General features: G+C 73.5%; 22 protein-coding genes and 1 pseudogene. 13 read left to right on the forward strand and 10 right to left on the reverse strand.

Features of this window, described 5'->3' with window-relative positions:
• Positions 1-47: 47 nt before the first annotated feature.
• A complete protein-coding gene (locus AQJ66_RS29170; RefSeq protein WP_208611481.1) occupies positions 48-899 on the forward strand; it encodes an SGNH/GDSL hydrolase family protein in 852 nt (283 codons plus the stop codon).
• 33 nt (positions 900-932) lie between these two features.
• On the opposite strand, the gene AQJ66_RS39530 is transcribed toward AQJ66_RS29170, so the two are convergent.
• Both AQJ66_RS39530 and AQJ66_RS29175 read right to left on the reverse strand, forming a co-directional pair.
• The gene (locus tag AQJ66_RS39530) at positions 933-1,106 is read right to left on the reverse strand and encodes a hypothetical protein (RefSeq protein ID WP_167359194.1); all 174 of its coding nucleotides are present in this window, start codon (positions 1,104-1,106) and stop codon (positions 933-935) included.
• Positions 1,107-1,131: 25 nt separating this feature from the next.
• Positions 1,132-1,488 (reverse strand): PRC-barrel domain-containing protein, encoded by a 357-nt coding sequence (locus AQJ66_RS29175; RefSeq protein WP_061928075.1) that lies wholly within the window; start codon positions 1,486-1,488, stop codon positions 1,132-1,134.
• A gap of 149 nt (positions 1,489-1,637) precedes the next feature.
• On the opposite strand from AQJ66_RS29175, the gene AQJ66_RS29180 reads away from it, so the two are divergent.
• A complete protein-coding gene (locus tag AQJ66_RS29180; protein ID WP_061928077.1) occupies positions 1,638-1,844 on the forward strand; it encodes a hypothetical protein in 207 nt (68 codons plus the stop codon).
• A gap of 207 nt (positions 1,845-2,051) precedes the next feature.
• Here the strand turns inward: AQJ66_RS29180 and gap are convergent, their stop codons facing one another.
• The gene (gene gap / locus AQJ66_RS29185; RefSeq protein WP_061928079.1) at positions 2,052-3,050 is read right to left on the reverse strand and encodes a type I glyceraldehyde-3-phosphate dehydrogenase; all 999 of its coding nucleotides are present in this window, start codon (positions 3,048-3,050) and stop codon (positions 2,052-2,054) included.
• Positions 3,051-3,154: 104 nt separating this feature from the next.
• A complete protein-coding gene (locus AQJ66_RS29190) occupies positions 3,155-4,117 on the reverse strand; it encodes a GlxA family transcriptional regulator (RefSeq protein ID WP_061928081.1) in 963 nt (320 codons plus the stop codon).
• A gap of 134 nt (positions 4,118-4,251) precedes the next feature.
• On the opposite strand from AQJ66_RS29190, the gene AQJ66_RS29195 reads away from it, so the two are divergent.
• The 3 genes from AQJ66_RS29195 to AQJ66_RS29205 all read left to right on the forward strand — a co-directional run bounded on the left by AQJ66_RS29195 (position 4,252) and on the right by AQJ66_RS29205 (position 9,381).
• A complete protein-coding gene (locus AQJ66_RS29195; RefSeq protein WP_061928083.1) occupies positions 4,252-5,211 on the forward strand; it encodes a hypothetical protein in 960 nt (319 codons plus the stop codon).
• A gap of 61 nt (positions 5,212-5,272) precedes the next feature.
• Positions 5,273-8,029, forward strand: coding sequence for a SpoIIE family protein phosphatase (locus tag AQJ66_RS29200; RefSeq protein WP_167359195.1), 2,757 nt, complete (start codon positions 5,273-5,275; stop codon positions 8,027-8,029).
• A gap of 200 nt (positions 8,030-8,229) precedes the next feature.
• Entirely contained in the window at positions 8,230-9,381 is a 1,152-nt protein-coding gene (locus AQJ66_RS29205; RefSeq protein WP_061928084.1) for a glutathione-independent formaldehyde dehydrogenase, read from the forward strand.
• Positions 9,382-9,444: 63 nt separating this feature from the next.
• On the opposite strand, the gene AQJ66_RS29210 is transcribed toward AQJ66_RS29205, so the two are convergent.
• The 4 genes from AQJ66_RS29210 to AQJ66_RS29225 all read right to left on the reverse strand — a co-directional run bounded on the left by AQJ66_RS29210 (position 9,445) and on the right by AQJ66_RS29225 (position 16,685).
• Entirely contained in the window at positions 9,445-10,857 is a 1,413-nt protein-coding gene (locus AQJ66_RS29210) for an FAD-binding oxidoreductase (protein ID WP_061928085.1), read from the reverse strand.
• 64 nt (positions 10,858-10,921) lie between these two features.
• A complete protein-coding gene (locus tag AQJ66_RS29215; protein ID WP_061928086.1) occupies positions 10,922-14,149 on the reverse strand; it encodes an ATP-binding protein in 3,228 nt (1,075 codons plus the stop codon).
• A 68-nt stretch (positions 14,150-14,217) separates the two neighbouring features.
• Complete coding sequence (locus tag AQJ66_RS29220; protein ID WP_208611484.1) at positions 14,218-15,342, reverse strand: PP2C family protein-serine/threonine phosphatase; 1,125 nt, start codon at positions 15,340-15,342, stop codon at positions 14,218-14,220.
• A 284-nt stretch (positions 15,343-15,626) separates the two neighbouring features.
• On the reverse strand, positions 15,627-16,685 hold the full coding sequence (locus AQJ66_RS29225; protein ID WP_341849431.1) for a LacI family DNA-binding transcriptional regulator: 1,059 nt from the start codon (positions 16,683-16,685) through the stop codon (positions 15,627-15,629).
• Positions 16,686-17,029: 344 nt separating this feature from the next.
• Here AQJ66_RS29225 and AQJ66_RS29230 point away from each other — a divergent pair, with 344 nt between their 5' ends.
• The 4 genes from AQJ66_RS29230 to AQJ66_RS29245 are packed head-to-tail and all read left to right on the forward strand — an operon-like array spanning position 17,030 to position 21,920.
• A complete protein-coding gene (locus AQJ66_RS29230; RefSeq protein WP_061928088.1) occupies positions 17,030-18,328 on the forward strand; it encodes an ABC transporter substrate-binding protein in 1,299 nt (432 codons plus the stop codon).
• An 11-nt stretch (positions 18,329-18,339) separates the two neighbouring features.
• Positions 18,340-19,386 (forward strand): carbohydrate ABC transporter permease, encoded by a 1,047-nt coding sequence (locus AQJ66_RS29235; protein WP_061928089.1) that lies wholly within the window; start codon positions 18,340-18,342, stop codon positions 19,384-19,386.
• On the forward strand, positions 19,383-20,216 hold the full coding sequence (locus AQJ66_RS29240; RefSeq protein ID WP_061928090.1) for a carbohydrate ABC transporter permease: 834 nt from the start codon (positions 19,383-19,385) through the stop codon (positions 20,214-20,216). Before AQJ66_RS29235 ends, AQJ66_RS29240 begins: the two co-directional genes overlap by 4 nt.
• A 30-nt stretch (positions 20,217-20,246) precedes the next feature.
• Positions 20,247-21,920 (forward strand): glycoside hydrolase family 13 protein, encoded by a 1,674-nt coding sequence (locus AQJ66_RS29245; protein ID WP_061928091.1) that lies wholly within the window; start codon positions 20,247-20,249, stop codon positions 21,918-21,920.
• 34 nt (positions 21,921-21,954) lie between these two features.
• Here AQJ66_RS29245 and AQJ66_RS29250 read toward each other — a convergent pair whose 3' ends face one another.
• On the reverse strand, positions 21,955-22,881 hold the full coding sequence (locus AQJ66_RS29250) for an SDR family oxidoreductase (RefSeq protein WP_061928092.1): 927 nt from the start codon (positions 22,879-22,881) through the stop codon (positions 21,955-21,957).
• Positions 22,882-22,968: 87 nt separating this feature from the next.
• Here AQJ66_RS29250 and AQJ66_RS29255 point away from each other — a divergent pair, with 87 nt between their 5' ends.
• The 3 genes from AQJ66_RS29255 to ku all read left to right on the forward strand — a co-directional run bounded on the left by AQJ66_RS29255 (position 22,969) and on the right by ku (position 25,313).
• Complete coding sequence (locus tag AQJ66_RS29255) at positions 22,969-23,535, forward strand: TetR/AcrR family transcriptional regulator (protein WP_061928093.1); 567 nt, start codon at positions 22,969-22,971, stop codon at positions 23,533-23,535.
• A gap of 78 nt (positions 23,536-23,613) precedes the next feature.
• Positions 23,614-24,078 carry a GNAT family N-acetyltransferase gene (locus AQJ66_RS29260; RefSeq protein WP_061928176.1) on the forward strand — a complete coding sequence of 155 codons (465 nt, stop codon included), beginning with the start codon at positions 23,614-23,616 and terminating at the stop codon, positions 24,076-24,078.
• A 134-nt stretch (positions 24,079-24,212) separates the two neighbouring features.
• Complete coding sequence (ku, locus tag AQJ66_RS29265; protein ID WP_061928094.1) at positions 24,213-25,313, forward strand: non-homologous end joining protein Ku; 1,101 nt, start codon at positions 24,213-24,215, stop codon at positions 25,311-25,313.
• Positions 25,314-25,347: 34 nt separating this feature from the next.
• On the opposite strand, the gene AQJ66_RS39090 is transcribed toward ku, so the two are convergent.
• Complete coding sequence (locus AQJ66_RS39090; RefSeq protein WP_159052660.1) at positions 25,348-25,542, reverse strand: hypothetical protein; 195 nt, start codon at positions 25,540-25,542, stop codon at positions 25,348-25,350.
• Positions 25,543-25,816: 274 nt separating this feature from the next.
• On the opposite strand from AQJ66_RS39090, the pseudogene AQJ66_RS40395 reads away from it, so the two are divergent.
• Positions 25,817-26,355: pseudogene (locus tag AQJ66_RS40395) on the forward strand (hypothetical protein); the annotation flags it as partial.

A 26,355-nucleotide genomic window follows, 5' to 3' on the forward strand; every position in this document is an offset into this window, starting at 1 on the left:
TCCCCGAGCAGAGAGACCACACACCCATGCCCGGACTGACTCGTGTCATGACCGCGACAGCAGCACTCGCCGGTGCCCTGGCCCTCGGCCTCACCGGACCCGGCAGCGCCGCCCGCGCCGCCGAACCCCTCGACTACACCGCCCTGGGGGACAGCTACAGCGCCGCCTCCGGTGTCCTCCCCGTGGACACCGGCAACCTGCTCTGCCTGCGTTCCACGGCGAACTACCCCCACGTGCTCGCCTCGCGTACGGGCGCCCGCCTGACCGACGTGACCTGTGGCGCCGCGCAGACCAAGGACTTCACGACGGGTCAGTACCCCGGGGTCGCCCCGCAGGCCGACGCGGTCACCACGGGCACCGACCTGGTCACGATGACGATCGGCGGCAACGACAACGGCACCTTCGTCAACGCCATCCTCGCCTGCGGCACCGCGGGCGTCCTCAGCGGCGGCCAGGGCAGCCCCTGCAAGGACACCTACGGCAGCTCCTTCGACGACGCGATCGACGCGAAGACCTATCCCGCGCTGAAGAACGCCCTGCGCGCCGTCCGCGCCAAGGCGCCCCAGGCCCGTGTGGCGGTGCTCGGCTACCCGTGGATCACGCCGGCCACGGCCGACCCGTCCTGCTTCGTCAAGCTGCCGATCGCCTCCGGCGACGTGCCCTACCTGCGCGCCATGCAGGCCCACCTCAACGCCGTCGTCGAACGGGCCGCCCGGGAGACGGGGGCGACCTACGTGGACTTCGCCCAGGCGTCCGAGGGGCACGACGCGTGCAAGCCCGCCGGCACCCGGTGGATCGAGCCGCTGCTGTTCGGGCGGAACATCGTCCCCGTGCACCCCAACGCCCTCGGTGAACAGCGCATGGCCGAGCGCACCATGGACGTCCTCGGCCTCAACTGACCGCGCACCGTCCCGGCCCCGGTGCGGGGGAGGTCAGCGCGCGATGCGGTGCTTGCGGCCTCCGCGCCGGAAGCGCAGCGCGGCGTAGACGAGGTCGGCGACGAGCACGACCACACCGATGATCAGCAGGTAGAACAGGCTGTGGACGGCGAACCCGACGATCCCCAGGGCCATGGCCACGAGGATCAGCAGGAGGAACAGGCTCATCGGATCTCCCGGCGGTCTCGGTGCGTCAGCGGCGGGCGAGGCGTCGCTCGCCGCCGGCGCCCGGGGTGTAGTCCATCGAGTAGTGGGCGAACACCCCGGGCTCGTCCGAGGCGAGCAGTTCGCCGTCGGTGTCGATCGAAGGGGCCTTCCTGACCGCGTCCTTGCTGTGGACGACCTTCAGATAGCCAGGACCGACCGTCGCACCGGACAGCGGGACGAACGCCAGCCGGCGACGGGTGGGCAGGCCGACGGTCACCGTGGCGAAGGACGGCTGGTCGGTCGCGGTGTCGACGTACACGGACTCCAGAACGCCGATCTTGTGGCCGCCCGGGTCCACCACGTCGTGACCGCGCCACTCACGGATATCGCCTGCCTCGAACATATGCACCTCCGCACACAGAAGTACCCCCGAACACGGTCCTGATGTCATCCTCATACCCCCTCGGCGCGGCTGTCCCGCAGAGGGCGGGCGTTCGCACCAACGGGCGCCCCCGGGGTGCGGTGCGGCGTGCTCCGGGCGAGGGTGGCGCCATGCCCCAGGTGATCGTGTACCCGCCCGCGGAGGACGGCGGCCGCCGCGTCCGCGTCGCCGACTCCTTCGCCGGGATGGCGTACACGGTCATCGACCTCGTCGAGTTCCTGCGCCGCGCGGGTCTGGGCGACGTGGAGCCGGAGGACGTGCTGGGCGCGGAGTGGATCGAGTGGCGCGGCGGCGGCCCCCGGGACTGGCCGCGCTGAGCGACAGCCCCGCGCGGAACGGCGGCCCGAGAGCGGATCCGGAGTCGGCTGCCCGCGGCGTTCGGGTCCTGCGGTCCGCCGGTACGCGGACGGAGCCCCGGGGCGCGCCGCGCCGTGAACGCCCCGCACCCGGCGGCTGGAAGCCGATACCGGGTGCAGGGGGGACATCCGCAGGCCGCCGCGAACCGGCGGCCGCCGCGCTCGCGGTCAGCCGGCGGCGAGGAGTTCGAGCGTGTCGATCACGCGGTTCGAGAAGCCCCACTCGTTGTCGTACCAGGCGACGACCTTGACGTGGCGGCCGTCGACGCGGGTGAGGGCCGAGTCGAAGATCGACGAGGCGGGGTTGCCGGTGATGTCGGACGACACGAGCGGGTCCTCCGAGTACTCGAGCACCCCGGCCAGCGGGCCCTCGGCCGCGGCCCGGTAGGCCGCCAGCACGTCCTCGCGCGTGACGTCGCGCGCGACGGTCGTGTTGAGTTCGACGATCGAGCCCACGGGCACCGGCACGCGGATCGAGTCGCCCGACAGCTTGCCGTCGAGGTTCGGCAGGACCAGCCCGATCGCCTTCGCGGCGCCCGTGGTGGTCGGCACGATGTTGACGGCGGCCGCGCGGGCGCGACGCGCGTCGCGGTGCGGGCCGTCCTGCAGGTTCTGCTCCTGCGTGTAGGCGTGCACCGTCGTCATGAAGCCGTGCTCGATGCCGGCGAGCTCGTCGAGCACCGCGGCCAGCGGGGCGAGCGCGTTCGTCGTGCAGGAGGCGTTGGAGACGATCGTGTGGAGGTCCGGGTCGTAGGCGCCGGTGTTCACACCGAACGCCAGGGTGACGTCGGCCCCGTCCGACGGCGCGCTGACGAGCACCTTCCTCGCCCCTGCGTCGAGGTGGGCGCGGGCGGCCTTCGCCGAGGTGAAGCGGCCGGTCGCCTCCAGCACGATGTCGACGCCGAGCTCCGCCCACGGCAGCTGCGCCGGCTCGCGCTCGGCGAGCACCGCGATGCGCCGGCCGTCGACGACGAGTGCGTTCCCGTCGACGGTGACCGGGCGGCCGAGCCGGCCGGCCGTCGTGTCGTAGGCGAGCAGCCGGGCGAGGGTGGCGGGCTCCGTGAGGTCGTTGACGGCGACCACCTCGAGGTCGCCGCCCCGCTCGAGCAGGGCGCGCAGCACGTTGCGTCCGATGCGGCCGAATCCGTTGATGGCGATGCGAGTCATGAATGGTGTCCCTTCCGTTCGCCACCAGGTTCGCGGGCCGCGGGCGGCCGGGACAGCGGCGTGATCGCCATGGTTCACAAGGATCGCGCCACGCCCGGGGCGGGTCACTCGCCCCGCGTGAAGGTCCGCCGGTACTCGCTCGGAGTGGTGCCGAGAATGCGCTGGAAGTGCAGCCGCAGGTTCGCGCCCGTGCCCAGACCGACGTCGGCGGCGATCTGCTCGACGCCGCGCTGGGAACGTTCGAGCAGTTCACGGGCCCGGTCGATGCGGGCGCGCATGACCCACTGCATCGGCGTGTAGCCGGTGTCCTCGACGAAGCGCCGGGAGAACGTGCGCGCGGACACCCCCGCGTGCCGGGCCAGCGCCTCCAGGGTGAGCGGCTCGTCCAGCCGGCGCAGCGCCCACTCGCGGGTCGCGGCGAACCGCTCGCCCAGCGGCTCGGGCACGCTGCGCGGCACGTACTGCGCCTGGCCGCCGCTGCGGTAGGGAGCCGCGACCAGCCGCCGGGCCGCGTGGTTCGACGCGGCCACGCCCAGGTCGCCGCGCAGGATGTGCAGGCACAGGTCGATGCCCGACGCGGCACCGGCCGAGGTCAGCACGCTGCCCTCGTCGACGAACAGGACGTTCTCGTCGACGCGGACCCGCGGGTGCCGCGCGGCGAGCGCCCGCGCGTAGTGCCAGTGCGTCGTGGCCCGCCGGCCGTCGAGCAGCCCGGTGGCGGCGAGCGCGAACGCGCCCGTGGAGATCGCGGCCAGCCGCGCGCCCCGCTCGTGCGCGGCGACCAGCGCGTCGACCACCGCGCGCGGCGGATCGTCGCGGTCCGGGAACCGGTAGCCGGGGATGAAGACGATGTCCGCCCACTCCAGCGCGCCGAGGTCGTGGGCGACGTGGTACGACAGCCCGTCCCCGCCGGTGACGAGACCGGGCGCCGCGCCGCACACCCGCACCTCGTACGGCATGCTCGCGCGGGTGGTGAACACCTGGGCCGGGATGCCGACGTCGAGCGGTTTCGCACCCTCGAGCACGACGACGGCGACACGGTGCAGACGGGACGCGGAGACGGACACGGCAGCAGGCTACGCGGACGGCCTTCTCGCCGTACGGGCCGGTAACCGCAGGTGATTCGTGTCATCAGTAACGCAATCAGTAACGATCTTGGCCGAAAGCTTGTGTCGGTCCCCGTTCCCTCTAGCCTCCCGGCATGGCCTTCCTTTCAAGTCGCCGCAAGAGATCACGCCTCGCCCCCGAACTGGACGACCAGGACCTGGGCAAGCTCCTGAAGTCCCTGGTGGCGACGGCGAGGACCGGGACGATCGCCACGACGGACCTGTGCGCGGCGCAGATCTCCCGCCTGCTGGACCAGGACGCGCGCGACTGGGACCGCCGTACGCACCGCCTCAACGTCCTGGCCGGCTACCTGACCGAGACGCACCTGCCGCGGTCCTGGGCCGCCCGTGAGCCGCGCAACGCGAACGCCCTCGTGCTGCACGCCTGGACGCAGGTGGCGCGTGCCCGCCGCCAGGGGGGCGCCCCCGACGACCCGGCCGGCACCGTCGACAGCTGCCTGCGGGCCGCCGAACTCGCCCCCGAGGACCCGACCCCCTGGGTGGTGCTGCTGGAACTGGCCCGGCTGGAGCGCCGGGAGCAGTCGCAGGTGTTCGGCGTGTGGAACGAGGTGCTGGCCCGCGACCGCTGGAACCGCGAGGCCTACCTGAGCATGCTCGGCTACCTCAGCCCGGAGGAGGCGGGGTCCCGCGTCCAGGTCCTGGACTTCGTGGACAGCCTCGGCGCCCGCATGCCCGCGAACGTGCCCTGCGCGGCGACGGAGCTGACCGCCCAGGTCCGCCAGTACCACACCCTCCTCGCCCGGGGCGGGGTCGAGGCGCTGGTGGCCCGCAACCACTGGTCCCACGCGATGGCCGCCCAGGCCCTGGACCGCGTGGCGCACACCTGGGTGCAGCCGGGATTCCTCCGCCACGCCGGGGCCCTCGCCGACCTCAACACCCTCGCCTACGCGCTGACGGCCGCCGACCGGCGGCGCGAGGCCCACGCGGTCTTCGAGACGCTCGGCGGTGTCGTCACCCCCTGGCCCTGGCAGGCCGGCGGCGACCCCCTGACCGAGTTCGAGCAGGCGCAGCGCCGCGCCTCCGCGGGACTCTGAGCACCCACCGCCCACCCGGACCGGTCGCCGCGCACGGAGCCGTGGTGTTACAAAAGGGGACATGAGCGGACGTTCCCGCCTGCCGTGGGGGAGGACGGCGCCACCGCGCAGCCCCGGGCCCCGGTCGGCACAGGGACGCCGCCTGGCGCGGCCCCTGAGCGTCCGCACGCTCGCCGCGCAGGTCTTCGTGCTGCAGGCCCTCATCATGCTGGTGATCGTCGCGGGCGCCGCCGCCGTGCTGGTGGCACAGGACCGCCACGACGCCGAGCACAACGCCCGCAACCGGTCCATGGCCGCCGCCGAGGCCTTCGCCCACGGCCCCGGCACCGCGCTCGCCCTGCGCTCACCGCACCCCACGACATGGCTGCAGCCCGCGGCGGAACGGGCGAGGCGGGGATCCGGCGTCGACTTCGTCACCGTCCTCGACCCTCGCGGCGTCCGGCTCACCGACCCCGTCCCGGCGCTGATCGGCACCCGGGCGCGGGACATCGGCCCGGCCGCCGCCGGCGAGTCGTTCACCCAGACCTTCCACGGCCGGCCCGCCGACGCGGTGCGCGCCGTCGTGCCCGTCACGGACGCGAGCAGGCGCGTGGTCGGCGTCGTCACAGCCGGCGTCCAGATCGCGACCCTGGGCCACCTGCTGGACGAGAAGCTGCCGATGCTGCTCGGCGCGGCCTCGGGGGCCCTCCTCCTGGCCACCTTCGGCACGGCCCTGATCGGCCGGCGGCTGCTGCGCCAGACCCACGGGCTCGGCCCGGCCGAGATGACCCGGATGTACGAGCACCACGACGCGGTGCTGCACGCCGTGCGCGAGGGCGTCCTGATCGTCGGCGGCGACGGCCGCCTGCTGCTCGCCAACGACGAGGCACGCAGGCTGCTGGGCCTGCCCGAGGACGCCGACCAGCGGCCGGTGACCGAGCTGGGCCTCGGCCCCGTCCCCACCCGGCTGCTGGGCTCCGGCCGCGCCGTCTCCGACCAGGTGGTCCCGGTCCGCGACCGGCTGCTGGCGGTGAACACCCGGCTCACCGCACCCTACGGCGGGGCGCAGGGCATGGTCGCCACCTTCCGCGACACCACGGAACTGACGGCCCTGTCCGGCCAGGCCGAGGTGGCGCGGGGCCGGCTGTCCTACCTGTACGAGGCCGGCACGCGGATCGGCACCACGCTGGACGTGCGGCGCACCGCCGAGGAGCTCGCCGAGGTGGCGGTGCCCCGCCTGGCGGACTTCGTCACCGTGGAACTGCTCGACTCCGTGCTGCGCGGCGAGGAACCCACCGGCGCCGTGCACCGGATGCGGCGCACGGCCCTGCGCGGGGTGGGCGCCGGGCCCCCGCTGCAACCGGTCGGCGACCTGATCCGCTTCGTCGTGGCGGACACACCGATGGTGGCCGCCCTCAACCGCGGAAAGGCCGTGCTGGTGCCGGACCTGCACACCGCCCAGGACTGGCGCGCCCACGACCCGCGGGGTGCGCAGCGGGCCCTGGACTTCGGCATCCACTCGCTGATCACCGTCCCGCTGCGGGCCCGGGGCATCGTCCTGGGAATGGTCAACTTCTGGCGCGGCAGCGGCTCCCCGCGGTTCGAGGAGGAGGACGTCGCGGTGGCCGAGGAACTGGTCGCCCGGGCCGCCGTCGCGATCGACAACGCGCGCCGGTACGCGCGCGAGCACGCCATGGCCGACACCCTGCAGCGCAGCCTCCTGCCCGTCGGCCTGCCCGACCAGGACGTCCTGGAGATCGCCTCCCGCTACCTGCCCGCGCGGTCCGGCGTCGGCGGCGACTGGTTCGACGTCATCCCGCTGCCCGGCTTCCGGGTCGCCCTGGTCGTCGGCGACATCGTGGGCCACGGACTGCACGCCGCGGTGACCATGGGGCGGCTGCGGACCGCAGTGCTCAACTTCTCCTCCCTGGACCTGGCACCCGACGAACTGCTCGGCCACCTCGACGAGATGGTGACCCGGCTGGACAGCCACACCGCCGGCTCCGACGACGACCGCGCGCCGCTCACCGGCGCCACCTGCCTCTACGCCGTCTACGATCCGGTCGCCGGGCACTGCACCCTCTCCCGCGCCGGCCACCTCGCCCCCGCGGTGGTGGACGACCGGGGCCGGGTCACCTTCCCCGACCTGCCGCTGTCGCCGCCCCTCGGAGTGGGCGGGCACCCCTTCGAGGCCGGTGAGCTGGACCTCCCCGAGGGCAGCCGGCTCGTCCTGTTCACCGACGGACTGGTGGAGGACCGCGGACGCGACATCGACGAGGGCCTCGCGGCGATGCGCTCGGCGCTCGCGGACGCGGGCCGCAGCCCGGAGGAGACCTGCCGCGCCCTGGTGGAGACCATGCTGCCCGCACACCCCGGCGACGACGTGGCGCTCCTGGTCGCCCGCACCCGGCTGCTCGACCCGTCCCGGGTGGCGGTCTGGGACGTGCCGTCCGACGCCCGGGCGGTGTCGCGGGTCCGGGCGGAGCTGGGCCGCCGCCTGGACGACTGGGGGCTGGGTGACGCGGCGTTCTCCACCGAGCTGATCGTCAGCGAGCTCCTCACCAACGCCATCCGGTACGGCACCCCGCCCGTGCGGGTCAGGATCCTGCTCGGGCGCACCCTGGTCTGCGAGGTGTCGGACGGCAGCAGCACCTCGCCCCGGCTGCGGCGCGCCGCCACCACCGACGAGGGCGGCCGAGGCCTGTTCCTCGTCTCGCAGTTCGCGCAGCGGTGGGGCACCCGGCACGCCGCCCAGGGCAAGGTGATCTGGGCCGAACAGGCCCTGGACCACCGCCCGGAACCGGACCCGGACGTGCTGCTCGACGCCCTGGCACGCTGACCCCGCCGGGCGTCCGGGCCCCGCCGCGGGCGTGGGTTGCGGCCCCTCCCGAGGGGGCGTTACCTGGAAGTACCGGCGGTGAGGAGTGCGCACGCCGGGCCACGGCACAGCCCTGGGGCCCGGGTCCTTCCTGTGTGCGTTCCCCGGCCGCGGTGCTCCCTCGCCGCCGTCATCCAGCGCTCGCCGCGGAGGTGACACAGGTGAAAGCCGTCGTTTACGAAAAGCCTTTCAGCGTCACGGTGAGGGACGTCGACGATCCACGGATACAGCACCCCAACGACGTGATCGTACGCGTCACGTCGACCGCGATCTGCGGATCGGACCTGCACATGTACGAGGGCCGCACGGCCGCCGAGGCCGGCATCGTCTTCGGCCACGAGAACCTCGGAGTGATCGAGGAGGTCGGCAGCGGCGTGACCTCCCTGTCCGAGGGCGACCGGGTCGTGATGCCGTTCAACGTGGCGTGCGGGTTCTGCAAGAACTGCCTCGCCGGCAAGACCGGGTTCTGTCTGACGGTGAACCCCGGCTTCGCCGGCGGCGCCTACGGCTACGTGGCCATGGGCCCGTACACCGGTGGCCAGGCGGAACGGCTGCGCGTCCCGTTCGCCGACTTCAACTGCCTGAAACTGCCGGCAGGCGAGGAGTTCGAGAGCGATTTCATCCTGCTCGCCGACATCTTCCCGACCGGATACCACGGGTGCGAACTCGCCCAGGTCACACCCGGCGAGAGCGTGGCCGTCTACGGCGCCGGACCGGTGGGCCTGATGGCCGCCTACTCCGCGCTGCTGCGCGGCGCGGCGAAGGTGTTCTCGGTCGACCGCGTGCCCGAGCGGCTCGCCAAGGCGGAGGAGATCGGGGCCATCCCGATCGACTTCACCAAGGGCGACCCGGCCGAGCAGATCAAGGAGCAGACGAACGGGGAGGGAACCGACAAGGGCGTGGACGCCGTCGGGTACCAGGCCCAGGCGCACGACGCCAGCCACGAGGAGCCCGCCATCGTCCTCAACGCGCTCGTCGAGACGGTACGGCCCACCGGCATGCTCGGCGTCCCGGGCCTGTACGTGCCGTCCGACCCGGGCGGCCCCGACGAGCACGCCAAGCACGGCCAGTTGCTGGTCTCCATCGGCCGGATGTTCGAGAAGGGCCAGCAGATGGGCACCGGTCAGTGCAACGTCAAGCGGTACAACCGCCAGTTGCGCGACATGATCATCGCCGGCCGGGCCAAGCCCAGCTTCGTGGTCTCCCACGAGCTCCCGCTGGACCAGGCACCGCAGGCGTACGAGAAGTTCGACCAGCGCGTCGAGGGCTATACCAAGGTGGTCCTGCACCCCGGTCACGCACTCGCCGCCTGAACCACCGGGCCCGGGTACGCACCGCGCACCCGGACCCTTCCGCCCCCCGGCCCCCGACCCGGCTCACGCCGCGGCCGAGGGCCGGACGTTCTGGTTGAGGCGGAACAGGTTCGTGGGGTCGTAGGCGTCCTTGACCCGGACCAGCCGCTCGTACACCGCGTCGGGGTAGGACGCCCGCACCTTGTCCTCGGCCGCGTCGCCGGTGAAGTTGACGTACATGGCGCCGCGTCCGTGGCTCGCGATGTCCTCGCGGGCCCCGCGGGCCCAGGCGACGTGCGCGTCGAAGCCCTCCGGGTCCGGGGAGCGCGCGATCACGTTGCACAGCACGCGCGAGGAGCGCTGGCTGAACGCCGTGGCCTCGGCGGGCACCCGGGCGAACGCACCGCCCAGCTGGTGCAGGTGCAGTTCGCTGGACGGCGTCGGGGTCTCCAGGTGGTGGCGCAGCACGGCGTCCAGCGCGTCGTCGGACGGCTCGACGAAGGCCGAGGTGAAGTAGTTGTACGCGCCGGCCGTCCACAGCGGGTCGAGCAGTGACTGCATGGCCGTGTACGGCATCGGCCCCATCAGGTCGGCGATGGGCGTCCCCAGCGTCCGCAGCGGGCCGACGGCCTCCTCACCGTCGACGAGGTCGCCCGCGTACATGCCGGCCAGCACCACGACCCGGGTGCCGTGGACCTCCGGCGGCAGGAACGGCAGCGGAGGCGCCGTCGTCAGGACGAGGAGGGTCGTCAGGTCGTCGGGCATGCGCTCCGTCAGCTCACGCCAGCCGGTGACCACCTGCCGGGCCTGTTCCACGGGGTAGAAGATCAGGCCCGCCAGCACCTGCGGCCCCACCGGGTGCAGCCGGTACTCGAGCGACGTCACCACCCCGAAGTTGCCACCGCCTCCGCGCAGCGCCCAGAAGAGTTCGGCGTTCTCCCGTTCGCTCGCGCGCACCACCCGGCCGTCCGCGGTGACCACCTCGGCCGCCGTCAGGTTGTCGGAGGCCAGCCCGTGGCGGCGCAGCAGCCAGCCCACGCCGCCGCCGAGCGTGAAACCGGAGATGCCGGTCGAGGACACCAGGCCGCCGGTCACCGCGAGACCGAAGACCTGCGTCTCGTGGTCGAGGTCGGCCCACGTCATGCCCGCCTGGGCCACCACCCGGCGCGCCACGGGATCGACGAAGGCGCCCTTCATGGGCGACAGGTCGATGACGATGCCGTCGTCGCAGGTGGAGAACCCGGCGATGCTGTGGGCGCCGCCGCGGACCGCGACCAGCAGGTCCTGGCTGCGGGCGAACTCGACGGCGCGGACCACGTCCGCCGTCCCGGCGCAGCGGACGACGAGCGCCGGATGCCGGTCGTGCGTCGCGTTCCAGACCGCGCGGGCCTGGTCGTACTCGGGGTCGCCGGGGCGGACGACGCTGCCGCGCAGACCGGCCTCCAGCTCGGCGACGGTGGCGTCCCCCAGGACTCCCCTGGCTGTGTCGATCGACATGTCCGTCTCCTTGGTGTGCGTGCTTGCAGCGACGTCCACGACGCTAGGCAGCGCCTCTTAGCACTCACTGAGCAGCGGCTTTGCCGGGCAGGCCGAAGGGCAGCGCGCGCCGCAGGACGGCCCGGCCACGGGTGTCGCCGAAGCGGCCGAAGAGGCCGTCGGCCCGGGCCGCCGCCGCCCCGGCGGCCTCCCGTTCACCCGCCTGCCACAGCAGCTGGGCCTGCAGCAGCGCGACCCATCCGGCAGCGGCGGCGGCCGATCCGGCGACGTGCTCCAGGCGCTGCGCATGGGCCAGCAGGGTCCGGGCACGCGCCTGGTCGCCGGCGGCCCGGGCCACGAGCCCCAGGTGCAGCACGCTGTTGACGGCACCCGGGATGTCGTCGATCTCCTCGAAGCGGGCGAGGACCCGGGCGAGATCCGCCTGGGCGCCGCCGGTGTCCCCGCCGGCCAGCCGGACCAGGGCGAGGCAGCCGAGGGTGATGCCCTCCTCCCGGCGGTCGCCGAGCCGGCGCCTGATCGCCAGCGCCGTGCCGAGGTACTCGCGGGCCGCGTCCAGGTCGCCCAGACCGCGGTGGATGTTGCCCAGGGCGTTGAGGGCCAGGGACTCACCGTGCGGGTCGCCGAGCGCGCGGAAGCACGCGGCCCCCTCCTCGGCCGTCGCGGCCGCGTCGGCGCGGCCGCCGAGCCGGCCCGCCCACGCGAGGTTCACCAGCGCGTAGCCGCGGGCCCGGGCCGGGCCGACCGTACGGCCGGCGAGCACCGTCTCCTCGAAGAACAGCGACACCCGCCCCGCCGCGTCCTCCTCCACCACGTAACCCGGCGTCATGACCGGGAAGAACGGGCCACCTCCGGCTTCGACGCCGGCCAGCAGCCGCAGGCACTCCGCGCACGCCTCCCGGGCCGCCGGCCCGTCCCCGCGGCAGGCGGCCCAGACACTCTCGAGGTGGGCGGCGACGGCGAGGGCCTCGGCGGCGTGCGCGTCACGGGCCAGGGCCCAGGCCTCGTCGAGTGCGGTGCGCGCGCTCTCCCACGTGCCGCGCATCCACAGCAGGATCGCCCGCCGGCAGTGCGCGTACGCCAGGGCCACCGGGTCCTGCCGGTGCCGCGGGATCGCCACGATCTGCTCGGCGATGTCCGCCAGTGGCGAGCCGTCACCGAGCCGGATCGCCAGCACCGCCCGCGCCATCAGCGCCCCGGCCCGCTGCGCGGTCGGCTCCGGCGCCGCGGCGAGGGTGTCCTCCAGCCAGCGCCGGCCCTCGGCCAGGCGTCCCCGTTCCGGCCAGAACGACCGCAGCGACACGGCCAGCCGCAGCGCGCTGTCCGGTTCGTGGCGCAGGAAGGAGCGCAGGGCGGCCCGGAGGTTGTCGTAGTCGGCCTCCAGCTCCAGCGAGTGCGCCCCCGAGACCCCGGTGGGCTGCTCCCGGTCCCGCGCCTCGGCGAGGGCCAGGTAGAAACGCCGGTGCCGGGCCTCGGTGTCCGCCAGTTCCCCGGCGGCCCGCAGGCGGTCCGCGGCGTACTGGCGGATGGTCTCCAGCAGCCGGTAGCGGACCTCGTCCTCCCGGGGCTCCACCCCCACCAGGGACTTGTCGACCAGCCGGCCGAGCACGTCCAGCACCGGGGCGCCCAGGCGATCGTCCGCGCCCACCTCCTCGGCCGCGGCCAGGGAGAACCCGCCCGCGAAGACCGCGAGCCGCCGGAACACGCGCCGCTCCTCGTCGTCGAGGAGCCGGTGGCTCCACTCCAGGGTGGCCAGCAGCGTCTCCTGGCGGGTCGCGCCGCGCCGGCCGCTGCGGCCGAGCAGGGCCAGGACGTCGTCGAGCCGGTCGGCGATCTGACGCGGAGCCAGCACCGGGACCCGGGCCGCGGCGAGCTCCAGGGCCAGCGGCATCCCGTCGAGCCGGAAGCAGATCTGCGCCACCGCCGCCGCGTTCTCCGCCGTCAGCCGGAACCCCGGGGCCGCCTCGGCCGCCCGCTCCGTGAACAGCCGCACGGACGGGAACCGGCCCAGCTCCGCCAGGGGCGGCAGCCGGCGCGGATCCGGCAGGCCCAGCGACGGCACCCGGTACGTCCGTTCGCCGTAGCTGTGCAGCGGTTCCCGGCTGGTCGCGAGCAGCAGCACGCCCGGGCAGCGGGCCAGCATCTCGGAGGCCAGGGCGGCGCACGCGTCGACCAGGTGCTCGCAGTTGTCCAGCACCAGCAGCAGCTCCCGGCCGCCGAGCTGGGCGATCAGCGCCTCGCGGCCGCCGCCGGACGGCGGCAGGTGCAGCCCCAGGACCGCCGCCACCGCCTCCGGCACGAGGTGGGGCTCCGCCAGCCCGGCGAGGTCCACGAACCACGCCCCGTCCCGGTGGCCGTCCGCCCGGCGGGCGGCCACGGCCAGCGCGAGCCGGGTCTTGCCGCAGCCCCCGGCCCCGGTGAGGGTCAGCAGCCTGCTCCGCTCCAGCAGCCCCGCCACCTCGGCCGTCTCCCGCTCCCGGCCGATCAGGGCCGTCGCCGGCGCCGGCAGACCGCGCCGCGCGGCCTCGGGACGCCGCTCCGGCACCTCGACCGAGTCGGCCAGCAGGACGCGGAAGAGGCGGCGCGTCTGCGGGTCGGGGTCGGCTCCGGTCTCCTGGCCGAGGGCGTCCCGCAGCCGCTCGTACACGGCCAGCGCCTCCCCGCGCCGGCCGGCCCCGGCCAGGACCCGCATCAGCGCCCGGTGGCCGGGCTCGTGCAGCGGGTCCTGAGCGATCAGCTCCCGCAGCACGTCCGCGGCCTCGTCCGGGCGGTGGTCGCGCTCCAGCGTCTCGCCGAGCCCCAGCCTGAGGGCCGTGCACCGGGTCCGCAGCGCCTCGGCCGCCTCGGTGACCCACGGCTCGTACCGGTCCTCCGGCAGCAGCCCGGGCCCGGCCAGCGCCAGCGCGGCACGGTAGTCCGCGGTGCCGCCCCCCTCCGCGGCCCGCCGGGCCGCCTCGTCGAACGCGTCGAGATCGGTGCGCACCCCGCCGCCGGGCCCCAGCAGCACCAGGTCGTCGCGGAGTACGACGACCTCGCCGGGCGTGCCGGCCGAGGCGAGCGCGCGCCGCACGGCGTGCAGCACCTGGTGCAGGTTGTTCGCGGCGGCCGTCCGGCCGAGGTCCGGCCACAGCAGGTCGTAGAGCCGCTCCCGGTGCATCCGGTGGCCCGGTGCCAGGCACAGCAGTTTCAGCAGGCTCCGGGCCTTGCGCAGCCGCCACGCCCCGGCGGGCACCGGACGGTCCTGGACCGCGACGGCGAAGCCACCGAGAAGCCGGATGTGTACGTCATCGGCCATGACTGCCTCACGAGCAGGCTACCGCCTGACCGCCGCCGGGACCCGGCGCCCGGAGCCCGCCCCTGCGGTCAGCCGGTCCCGGCCGGCGCCGGCTCGGGCTCGTCGGCGAGCAGACAGGCGGCCAGTGCCGCGGTGTCGTCCTGCAGGTGGTCGCCGCTGAAGGCGAGCAGGTCGTCGTGGAGCCGTTCCAGCAGCTCCCGCGGCGGCAGCGGTCCCCAGGAGCGGAGCCGCTCCAGCAGGGGGTAGAAGGTCCCGCCGGGGTCGCGGGTCTCGGTGACGCCGTCCGTGTACAGCAGGAGCTGCTCGCCTGGCAGGAAGGAGTAGGTGTCGACGTGGTACGGGTCGTCGACGAGCATCCCGAGGTTCAGCGGCGGGGCCGGGTGCCCGTGGTCCAGTTCGCGCACCTCGCCGGGGCGGATCAGGACCGGGGGCGGGTGGCCGCAGTTGACGACGCGGACGAGACGGCCGTCGGCGGGGACCTCGGCGAAGATCGCGGTGACGAACCGCTCGCCCACTTCGCTGCCGCCCAGCTGGGTCGCCCGGCGGTTCATGCTCGTCTCCACGCGGCCCGCCAGGGCGGCCAGGTCCGGCTCGTCGTGGGCCGCCTCGCGGAACGCGCCCAGCAGCGCGGCCGCGGTCTCCACCGCGAGCAGGCCCTTGCCGCGGACGTCACCGATGAGCAGCCGCACCCCGTGCGCCGTCGGGACCGCCTCGTAGAGGTCGCCGCCGATGCGCGCCTCCGCGGCGGCGGAGAGGTACAGGCTCTCCAGCAGCAGGCCGCCGATCCGGTGGGGAGGCGGCCGCAGCAGGACGCGCTGCGCGACCTCGGCCACGAAGCGGACGTCGGCGAGCGCCCGCTCGCGGCGGATGCGGTGCGCGGCCAGAACCGTCCCGAGGCCGCCCACCAGGGCCGTGCAGAGGTACGAGGCCACGTAGTGCCGGTCCCACAGGTAGCCGACGGACCGTCCGGCGCAGCACGGGGTGCCGGCCAGCACCCCCTCGAAGACCACCGCGAACACCGTGGCGGCGCCGGTCATGACGGGCCCGTGCGCGAACGCGGCCACCAGCGGCACGCCGATCAGCAGGAAGCTCACCGGCCAGTCGACGGGCGTGAGCGGCTCCAGGACCAGCACCCCCGCGACGTACAGCAAGGGCAGCCAGCGCAGCCAGGCCGGGGGAGCGGGCAGCCGCATCCGTACGGCGGGGCCGGCCCCGGGCTCCCCGGCCGGATGCCGGTGCCTCACCCAGAGCTCCCGCGCGCCGGCACCGGCGGCCCGGCCGGCGCGGCCCGGCGGGCGCGGCATTCGGGCGAACGACATTCCTGACGGTTCGGCTTACGCGGCCTTCGCACACCGGACTCCTGTCACACGACCTGGGCAAAGGTCCAGCCTGCTGCGACGGGACGCGGCGCACCGGCGATTGCTCCGGTCAGCGGCATGTTCCCCACCCCGCACGGCCCGTTCGTCCCGACGCCCCGTCAGGACGCCGCGGGGTCGGCGAGTTGCCGCGACGGCGCGGCGACCGGGGCGGTGGTCGCCCGGGGGATCAGCTGGACCGGCAGGACGACGTGCCGCGTGTGGTCCGCCTCGGAGTCGTCGATGAGCCGCAGGGCCAGCTCACCGGCCACCCGGCCCATGTCCGACGGCGACTGGGCCACCGTCGACAGGTCGAACCACTCGGCCACCTGGTGGTCGTCGAAGCCGATGACGGACATCCGCTCGGGCACCTCGATCCTGGCCCGGCGCAGGGTGTGCACGACGGCGACGGCCAGCTCGTCCTGCTCGGCGAAGAGCGCGGTGGGCGGCTCCCGCAGGCCCAGCAGGCGCCCGACCCCCGAGACCAGGCCCCGCTTGTCGTCGATCGCCATCGTGACCACCAGTTCGTCGTCGAGCGGGATGCCCGCCTCGGTGAGCGCCTGCTGGTAGCCGAGCAGACGTTCACGAGAGCTGAAGCTGAAGCCGCTGGCCCCCACGGTCGGCGCGAACGCGATCCTGCGGTGCCCGAGGTTCAGCAGGTGCCGGGTGGCCATCAGCGCCCCGGCCACGTCGTCGACGTAGACGCTCGGCCGGCCCTCGGCGTGCTGGCTGACGTAGATGACCGGCATCCCGAGGTCGTCCAGTCGCGCGGTCTCCTCGTCGGTGAGGTCGAATCCGAAGACGAGCAGCGCGTCGGCGTTCCGGCGGGCCGGCAGCCGCTCGAAGAACGCGGTGCGCTCGGCCAGGTCCGGTATGACGTAGACGTTCAGCTCCCGCCCGGCCGCGCGCAGCATGGGCCCGAGGCTGGACAGCGCCGACCCCATGAACCACGAGTTGAGCGTCGGCACGAGCACCGCCACGACCCCGGTCCGGCCCGTCACGAGGCTCGCGGCCTGGCGCGAGACCGCGAAGTTCAGTTCGCGGGCGGCCTGTTCGACCCGGGCACGCACCTCCGGCGAGACGGTCGGCAGACCGCGCAGGGTGCGGGAGACGGTGGACGGGGAGACGCCGGCCCGTTCGGCGACGTCGGTCATCGTGGGGTGCCGTTGAGCGGGTGACATGAGGCGGAAGTTAGCACAGGCCGCCCGCATCCCGCCGCCCTTTCGTGACAGCGCTGTCTCAATGCCGGGACGGTGGAGTTCCTGTGGGGTTGTGTCCTATTTCCTCCGTAAACAAGCTGGGTAGCGCATCTATATTTGTTCGAGCTACCGACAAGTTACGGATTGACTTCCCCCAGGTGCACTCCTAGCGTGCAAGCGTTGTCCCGGCAAGGTCCAAGTGGTCATCGCGCCACCCTCGTTCAATGCCCTGACCTGCGTCTTCTCGCAGTGAAGTGCCGTGACAGCTCAGTCTCGCAACGGGCGCGCCGTCGCGCCCTCGGTTCCGCACGACCAGGAGAGAGACAGTGAAGACCAGGACCATCAGAGCCCTCCCGTGCGCGGCGACGCTCGTCGCCGCCGGCCTCCTCCTCACCGCCTGCGGCTCGTCCGGGGGCAGCGGCTCCGGGGAGCAGGCCGGGAGCACGTCCTTCGAGGGCCGTGGCCCGATCACCTACGTGGCCGGCAAGGACACCACCGGCGTCGTCCCGAAGGTCATCGACCGCTGGAACAAGCTGCACCCCAAGGAGAAGGTCACCTTCGTCCAGCTGCCGACGGACGCCGACTCGCAGCGCCAGCAGATGATCCAGAACGCGGAGACGAAGTCCGACGCCTACACGGTGCTCTCCCTCGACGTCGTGTGGACCTCGGAGTTCGCCGCCCACCAGTGGATCGACCGCCTGCCCGAACAGCGCTTCCCGCTGGGCAGGATGCTCAAGCCCGTGGTGGAGACCGCGAAGTACCGCGGCGCTCTGTACGCGGCCCCGGCCAGCTCCGACGGCGGACTGCTCTACTACCGCAGCGACCTGCTGAAGAAGGCCGGCGTCAGCGGGCCGCCGGCCACCTGGTCGCAGATGAAGGCCGACTGCGCCAAGGTCGAGAAGCTCCCCGAGGCCAAGGGCATGTCCTGCTACGCCGGCCAGTTCCAGAAGTACGAGGGCCTGACCGTCAACTTCGCCGAGGCCGTGGACTCCGCGGGCGGCGTCGTCACCGACGCCGACGGCCGGCCGGACGTCGACACGCCCGCGGCCAGGAAGGGACTGGACTTCCTCGCCGGTGCCGTCAAGGACGGGACCATTCCCAAGGAGGCCGTCACCTACCAGGAGGAGGACGGCCGCCGGGCGTTCCAGTCAGGCAAGCTGGTGTTCCTGCGCAACTGGCCCTACATGTACGCCCTGGCCGGGAAGAGCAAGGTGGCGGGCAGGTTCGCCGTCGCCCCGCTGCCCGGCCTGAACGGTCCCGGCTCCTCCAGCCTGGGCGGCCACAACCTCGCCCTGTCGTCCTTCGCCAGGAACAAGGCCACGGCCCTGGACTTCATGAAGTTCTTCAGCAGCGAGGACAGCGCGGGCACGTTCCTGAAGGAGGCCTCCCTCGCCCCGCCGTACACGCGGCTGTACGACGAGCCCTCGCTGGTCGAGCAGTATCCGTACCTGCCGGTCCTCAAGCAGTCCGTACTGCACGCCGTCCCCCGCCCCCGGGTCGTGAACTACGGCGACGTCACCTCCGCGGTCCAGCAGGAGGCCTACGCCGCGCTGACCGGCGCCAAGAGCAGCGCGCAGGCGCTCAAGGACCTGCAGAGCGCTCTGCAGAAGTCCACGGGGCAGTGAGGGGCGGGGCCATGGCCGACACCACGCTCCCGCCCGGCACCGCGCTGCGCGGCCACGGCAGCACCCCGGGCGCGCCCGCCGCACCGGCGAACCGCCGCCGGCGCACGCGCCGGGCCACCTCCGGCTCGGCCCGGATGGCGGTGCTGCTGGTCTCCCCGACCCTCCTCGTCCTGAGCGTCGTCGTCCTCTACCCGACGCTCATGGCGCTGCGCGAGTCGCTGTACGGGCCCAAGGGCCTGGATCCGCAGACCGGGTTCATCCGCGCCACCGAACCGTTCGTCGGCCTGCGGAACTACGCCGACGTCCTCGGCGCCGCCGGCGACCGATTCTGGAACGCCTTCTGGAACACCACCTTCTTCACGGTCGTCACGGTGGGGCTGGAGACGCTCATCGGTGTGGCGATGGCGCTGATCATGCACCGGGCGTTCCGGGGCCGGGCCCTGGTCCGGGCCGGCATCCTCGTGCCGTGGGCGGTGCCCACGGCCATCTCCGCCCTGCTGTGGCGGTGGATCTTCAACAGCGACGGCGTCGCCAACGCCCTGATCGGCCGCCAGATCCTGTGGACGACCGAGGGCTTCCACGCGAAGGTGGCGGTGATCGTCGCCGAGGTGTGGAAGACCGCCCCCTTCATCGGGCTGCTGGTCCTGGCCGGGCTGCAGGTGATCCCGCAGGAGGTCTACGAGGCCGCCCGCATCGACGGGGCGGGCGCCCTGCGCCGGTTCTGGCACGTCACGCTGCCCCTGGTGAAGCCGGCGCTGCTGGTGGCGGTGCTGTTCCGGTGCCTGGACGCGCTGCGGATGTTCGACCTGCCCTACATCCTCGTCGGCGCGCAGAAGAACTCGGTGGAGACTTTGTCCATGCTGGCGCAGAACGAGGCCTCCAACGTCCGCTTCGGACCCGCCTCCGCCTACGCCGTGCTCCTCTTCCTCTACGTCCTGCTCATCGCGTTCGCCTTCGTCCGGCTGCTCGGCACCGACCTGGTCGGTGACGGCGGCGCCCGCAAGACGCGCGGAACCAGACGCTTTTCGCTCTCCCGGCGCACGGAGGTGACCGCATGACCCACCGGCTGAAGTGGCGCAACGCCCTGCTGTACGCCGGCGTCGCCGCGGTGGTGGCCTACTGCCTGGCGCCGTTCTACTGGATGCTGGTCTCCAGTCTCCGGCGCACCTCCGACATCTTCGACACCTCGCTGCTGCCCGCCCCGGTCTCGCTGGAGAACTACCGGGCGGTGTTCGACCCGTCCCAGGGCTTCACCCGGGCCCTGCTCAACAGCCTCGTCGTCGCCGGCGTCACGACCGCGCTGGCGCTGCTGCTGGCCACGTTCACCGCCTACGCGATGGCCCGCCTGCGGTTCCGGTTCAAGCGGCTGATCCTCACGGTGATCATCGCCACCTCGATGTTCCCGGTGGTGTCGATCGTGGTCCCGCTGCTGAAACTGTTCACGGACATGGGCTGGATCAACACCTACCAGGCCATGATCGTCCCCAGCATGTCGTTCGCGCTGCCGCTCGCGGTGTGGAACCTGACCACGTTCTTCCGGCAGATGCCGGACGAGCTGGAGCACGCCGCGATGATCGACGGCTGCAGCCGCGGCCAGGCGTTCCGCAGGATCATCGTCCCCCTCGCCGCGCCGGGCATCTTCACCACCGCGATCATCACCTTCATCGCCGCCTGGAACGAGTTCCTCATCGCCCTGTCGATGACGAACAAGTCCGCCATGCAGACGGCGCCGGTGGCCATCTCCAAGTTCTCCGGCGCCACCCAGTTCGAGACCCCGTTCGGCAGCCAGATGGCCGCGGGGGTCCTGGTCACCGTGCCCCTGGTGGTCATGGTGCTGCTCTTCCAGCGCCGCATCGTCGCCGGCCTCACCGCCGGCGCAGCCAAGTAGCCCCGCACTCACCGAGGACGCATCCCACACATGACCCGTACCGCACCGTGGTGGCGCAGCGCCGTCATCTACCAGGTCTACATCCGCAGTTTCGCCGACGCGAACGGCGACGGCGTCGGCGACATCGCCGGCATCCGGTCCCGCCTGCCGTACCTGAAGTCGCTGGGCGTCGACGCCGTCTGGATCAACCCGTGGTACAAGTCGCCGATGGCCGACCACGGTTACGACGTGGCGGACTACCGCGCGATCGACCCGCTGTTCGGCACCGTGGCCGAGGCCGAGCAGCTCATCGAGGAGGCCCACCGGCACGGCATCCGCGTCATCCCCGACATCGTGCCCAACCACACCTCCGACCAGCACGCCTGGTTCCGGGCCGCGCTGGCCGCCGGCCCCGGCAGCCCGGAGCGCGAACGCTACGTCTTCCGGTCCGGCCGCGGACCCGGCGGAGCCGAACCGCCCAACGACTGGGTCTCCTGCTTCGGCGGCCCGGCGTGGACCCGGCTGCCCGACGGGGACTGGTACCTGCACCTGTTCGCGCCCCAGCAGCCCGACCTCAACTGGCAGCACCCGGAAGTCCGCGCGGAGTTCGAGTCGATCCTGCGCTTCTGGTTCAGCCGGGGCGTGGACGGCTTCCGCATCGACGTCGCCCACGGACTCGTCAAGCACCCCGAACTGCCCGACCTGCCGCCCCGCCAGGAGCCGGCCGTCCTGGGCCCCCTCATCTCCCGGGAGAGCGCCGGCGACCGGCCCCGGAGCCACGTCGACCACCCCCACTGGGACCGCGACGAGGTCCACGACATCTACCGCGCCTGGCGCAGGGTCGCCGACGAGTTCCCGGGCGACCGGTCGTTCGTCGCCGAGGCCTGGGCCGACAGCCCCGAACGGCTCGCGGCCTACGTCCGCGAGGACGGCCTGCACACCGCGTTCAACTTCGACTTCCTGATGTCCGGCTGGGACGCGAAGGAACTGCGCACGGTCATCGACGACTCGCTCGCGATGCTCGGCGCGGTGGGCGCGCCCGCCACCTGGGTGCTGTCCAACCACGACGTCATGCGCCACCCGAGCCGCTACGGCCGCCGCGCCACCAAGCGGTGGACCGCCAACGAGCCGTACCGCCCCGACGGCCCCGCCGACCTCGAACTGGGCACCCGGCGCGCCCGCGCCGCCGCCCTGCTCATGCTCGCCCTGCCCGGCGGCGCCTACGTCTACCAGGGCGAGGAACTGGGCCTGCCGGAGGTCGAGGACCTGCCCGAGGACCTGCTCCAGGACCCCGTCTGGGAGCGGTCCGGACACACCGACCGGGGCCGCGACGGCTGCCGGGTGCCCCTGCCGTGGTCCGGCGGGACCGCCCCGTACGGCTTCAGCCCGGACGGCGCCTCCGCCGCGCCGTGGCTGCCGCAGCCCGAGGCGTGGGGCGAGCTGAGCGTCGCGGCGCAGACCGCGGATCCCGCCTCGATGCTGGAGCTCTACCGCGAAGCCCTGCGCCTGCGCCGCGAGCACCCGGCACTCGGCGACGGCACCCTCGCCTGGCTGGACACCGGCGAGTCGGTCCTGGCGTTCCGCCGCGACCCGGGCTTCGTCTGCGTGGTCAACCTGTCGCCCGAGCCCTGCCCGCTGCCCGCCCACACCTCGGTCCTGCTGTCGAGCGGCCCCCTCGCGGACGGCCTGCTCCCACCCGACCACGCGGTCTGGCTCGCGGTGTAGGCGGCTTCGCCGCCGAGGGGCTCGGGCGGGCCCCTCAGCCGGCCGGCGCGGCGGGGGCGCGGAAGTAGTGGCCCGTGTCCAGGTCCTCGAGGAGACCGGGCCCGGCCGGCTCCCAGCCCAGCAGTTCGCGGGTCAGCGTGCTCGACGCGGGCGCGTCGAGGCCGATGACCGCGCTCAGCCAGCCGAAGTGCCCGCCCGCGGCCTCGGGGGCGATCGGGGCCACCGGCACGCCGAGGTGACGCCCGATCACCCCGGCGATGTCGCGGAGCGCGACGCCCTCCTCGGCGGCGCCGTGCAGCACCGACCCGGCCGGCGCCTTCTCCACCGCCAGGCGGAACAGCCGCGCGGCGTCGAGACGGTGGACGGCCGGCCACCGGTTGCCGCCGTCGCCCGCGTAACCGGAGACCCCCTTCTCGCGGGCGAGGGCGGTCAGCGACGCCATGAAACCGGGGTCCCCTTCGCCGTGGCACGTGGGGGAGAGGCGGACGACGCTGGAGCGCACCCCCTCCGAGGCGAGCGCCAGCACCGCCTGCGCGGTGGCCCCCCGGACGGAGAACGGCGAGCCGTCGATCGTGGGCATGTCGCGCTCGGACACCACCCGCCCGGGTGCCAGGCCGGCCAGGCCGGAGGCCAGGACGAAGGGGCGATCGCTGCCGGTGAGCGCGCCGCCGAGGGCGTCGACGGCACGGCGGTCGGCCTCGGCGGCGCCCCGGAAGTCGCCGCCGAAGGCACGCTCGTGCTGGAACGCCAGGTGGACCACACCGTCCGAGGCGGCGGCCGTCTCCCGCAGGACGCCGAGGTCGTCGACGGAGCCGCGGACGACCTCCACCCCGGCGCCGGTGAGCGCGGCGGCGGAGGCGTCGGAGCGGGCGAGCCCGACGACCTGGTGCCCCCCGTCGATGAGTTCGGGCACCAGGGCGGAGCCGATCCAGCCGGACGCGCCGGTCACGAAGATACGCATGGGAGAACCCCAGACTCGTGTCGATGTCAGTCACTGACATCGACAGTAGCACTCGATGTCAGTGACTGTCATCGATAGGATCCGGGCATGAGCAGATGGCAGCCGAACGCGCGCGAGCGCCTGGCGGAGGCGGCGCTGGAGCTGTACGGCGAGCGCGGTTTCGAGCAGACCACCGTGGCCGGGATCGCCGGCCGCGCCGGGCTCACCGAGCGCACCTTCTTCCGGCACTACACCGACAAGCGCGAAGTCCTCTTCGCCGGTGCGCGGGACTTGGAGGAGCTGTTCGTCCGGGCGGTCGCCGGCGCTCCCGCGTCCGCCGCGCCGATCGACGCCCTGGCGGCGGGCCTCGAAGCGGTCGCGGAGGCGTTCGCCGGCCGGCGCGCCTTCGCGCGCCGGCGCCAGGCCGTGATCGCGGCGAACGCCGAACTCCAGGAGCGGGAACTGGTCAAGCTGGCCTCGCTGGCGGCCGCGCTCGCGGGCGCCCTGCGCGGACGCGGCGTCGGGGAGCCGGCCGCCAGCCTCACCGCCGAGGCGGGCGTCGCCGTCTTCAAGATCGGTTTCGAGCGCTGGATCGGGGCGGACGAGGAACGGGACATGGCGCCGCTGCTGCGGGAATCGCTGGCCGAGCTCAGGGCCGTGGCGGCCGGTGGCTGAGCGGGGGAGTGCGGCTGAGGGCATGGGCCCATCCGGTGCCGGGCATCGCGCCCGGGCCGCGACGCCGGCCTGGTGATCATGGTGGACTGGGCGACACGGCCGGCGTCGGCCGCCGACGTCGAGGCGGTGGCCGAGTTGCGGGCCGTGGTGCTGCGGGCCGATCTGGAACGGCTCGGCCGCTACGACGAGCAGCGGGTGCGCCGGCGACTGCGCGACGGCTTCGACCCGGCGCACACCCGGGTGATCGAGGTGGGCGGCGCGTTCGCCGGCTGCGTGGCCCTGCGGCCGGCCGGGGACGCCCACTGGCTCGAGCACTTCTACCTGTCCCCGCACCTGCACGGCGGCGGCATCGGCTCGGCCGTGCTGCGGGAGCTGCTCGACCGGTGCGACCGCGACGGCACCCGCGTCCGGCTGAACGTGCTGAGGGGCAGCGCGGCACGGCGCCTGTACGAGCGGCACGGCTTCACACCGGAGAAGGAGGACGCGGTGGACGTGTTCATGGTCCGCGAACCGGCCGGGGCGGCGCTCGGCAGCAGAGGCTGAGCCTCCCGGCTGCGTCCCGGTGCCCTGATCGCCCGCTTCGGCGCGCGAGGCGGAAGGGGCGGTGCCAACGTGGAGACGACGGGCACGGGCCCCGGCTGCCGCACATGCCGGGGCTGGACGGACGGAGCGCGGACATGGCGCGGGCGATCTGGACAGGTGTGATCACTTTCGGGCTCGTCACGGTGCCGGTCGGGCTCTACACGGCGACCGAGGACCACACCGTCCACTTCCACCAGCTCCAGCGCGGCACCGCGGACCGGGTCCGCAACAAGCGGGTGAACGAACGCACCGGCGAGGAAGTCGACACCGGCGACATCGTCAAGGGACTCGAGACCGGCGAGGGCGCGTACGTCGTGGTCGAACCCGACGAACTCGAGGCGATCGCACCGGGCCGCTCCAAGACCATCGAGATCAGCGACTTCGTCGACCTCGACCGGATCGAGCCGGTGTACTTCGACCGGACCTACTACATCGCCCCGCGCGGCAAGGAGTACACCGAGGTCTACGAACTGCTGCGCGCGGCGCTCGCCGAGGCGAACCGGGCCGGGATCGCCACCTTCGTCATGCGGAACAAGCAGTACCTGACCGCCCTGCGCGCCGAGGACGACGTACTCGTGCTGCAGACCCTCCACTGGGCGGACGAAGTCCGCGATCCCGGCCGGGAGCTGCCCGAACTGCCGTCCGGCCGGGCCGGGCGCGGCAAGGAGCTCCAGATGGCGTTGCAGCTGATCGACGCGCTGAGCGGCGACTGGGAACCGGCCCGGTACCACGACACCTACCAGGAGAAGGTACGGGAGCTGGTCAGGGCCAAGGCCGAGGGCCAGGAGATCGCGGTGGCGCAGGAGCCGCCGACGGCGACCAACGTCATCGACCTGATGAAGGTCCTGGAAGGCAGTATCGAGGCCGCCCGCACCGGCCGCGGTGAGCAGCGAACCGGGGAGCCCCGGGGGGAGTCCGCGCAGCGCGAGGCCGCCCGGCCGGCGGCGACGGGCAAGGCGGCCAAGAGGACGACCTCCCGCAAGGCCCCGCCCAGGAAGGCCGGGGCGGCATCGGCGCGGGCCCGCGGCCGCGGCGCCGACGCGGGCTCCAGGAAGGAGCTCCAGGAACTGAGCAAGGCCGAGCTGTACCGGATGGCGACGGAGCGGGACGTACCCGGCCGGTCCAAGATGACCCGGGACCAGCTCGTCGACGCGCTCGGCCGTACGGGAGGCCGCCGCAGGAAGAGCGCCGCGTGACCCCACGTGCGGTGCGGGGCGCGGTGGAGCGGACTCAGAACACCGCCCTGACCTGACCCACCTCGTCGCCTCCGCCCAGGACCGGCATGCGGCCGACGCGCTCCAGCTCCACCGAGCCGTCCGCGGCGAGCAGCATCAGGCTGCCCCGGCAGCCCCTCGACGAAGCCGTTGCGGACCACTTAGGCGAGACCGGGCGGGCGGCGGGCGTGGCGGGTGCGGGCTGCGGCATCGTGCGGTCACCTTCCGGTCGGGGCTCGACGCCCACCTGCGCTTTCGCGTCACGGTACCGGGAGGCCCCCGGCGCGATGCCGCCGGAGTCGCGGCCGTCATCGGGGTAAGTGCCGCAGCCCCCGGCCAACCGGCGTCCCCGCGCTACACCATCCGGTGGCTTATGGCCGTGGTGGCGTTACGGGCACGGTCGATTTCCTGATTATTCCACTATCCAGCTCGTGGTCTGACCAGCCGTCAGGTAGCTCTGGACCAAGTCGAGGAGAGTGGAGAGAATGACGACATCGCCGCGATGGCGATCTGTTCTGGCACCGGCCGCCCTGGCTGCCGCGCTCGCCGCAGCCCCGCTGACGACCGCGGGAACCGCCCAGGCCGGGGACCACACCACCCCGCACCCGCCGCACCCGCTGAAAGCGGCGCACCCGGAGAAGCCGTCGTTCCCGGAGAAGCCGTCGTTCCCGGAGAAGCCTGCGTATCCGCAGAAGCCCGTGTTCCCGGAGAGGCCTTCGTATCCGGAGAGGCCCGCTCACCCCGAGAAGCCTGCGTATCCGGTGAAGCCGGCCTACCCTGAAAGGCCTGCGTTCCCGGAGCGGCCTGTGTATCCGGAGAAGCCTGCGTACCCGGCGCATCCGGTGAAGCCTGTGTACCCGGTGAAGCCGGCCTACCCTGAAAGGCCTGCGTTCCCGGAGAAGCCTGCGTTCCCGGAGAAGCCTGCGTTCCCGGAGAAGCCTGCGTACCCGGCGCGTCCGGTGAAGCCTGCGTTCCCGGAGAAGCCTGCGTACCCGGCGTATCCGGTGAAGCCTGCGTATCCGGA

Origin of the sequence: Streptomyces bungoensis (assembly GCF_001514215.1) — a bacterium.
In the GTDB taxonomy this organism is placed as follows: Bacteria; Actinomycetota; Actinomycetes; order Streptomycetales; family Streptomycetaceae; genus Streptomyces; species Streptomyces bungoensis.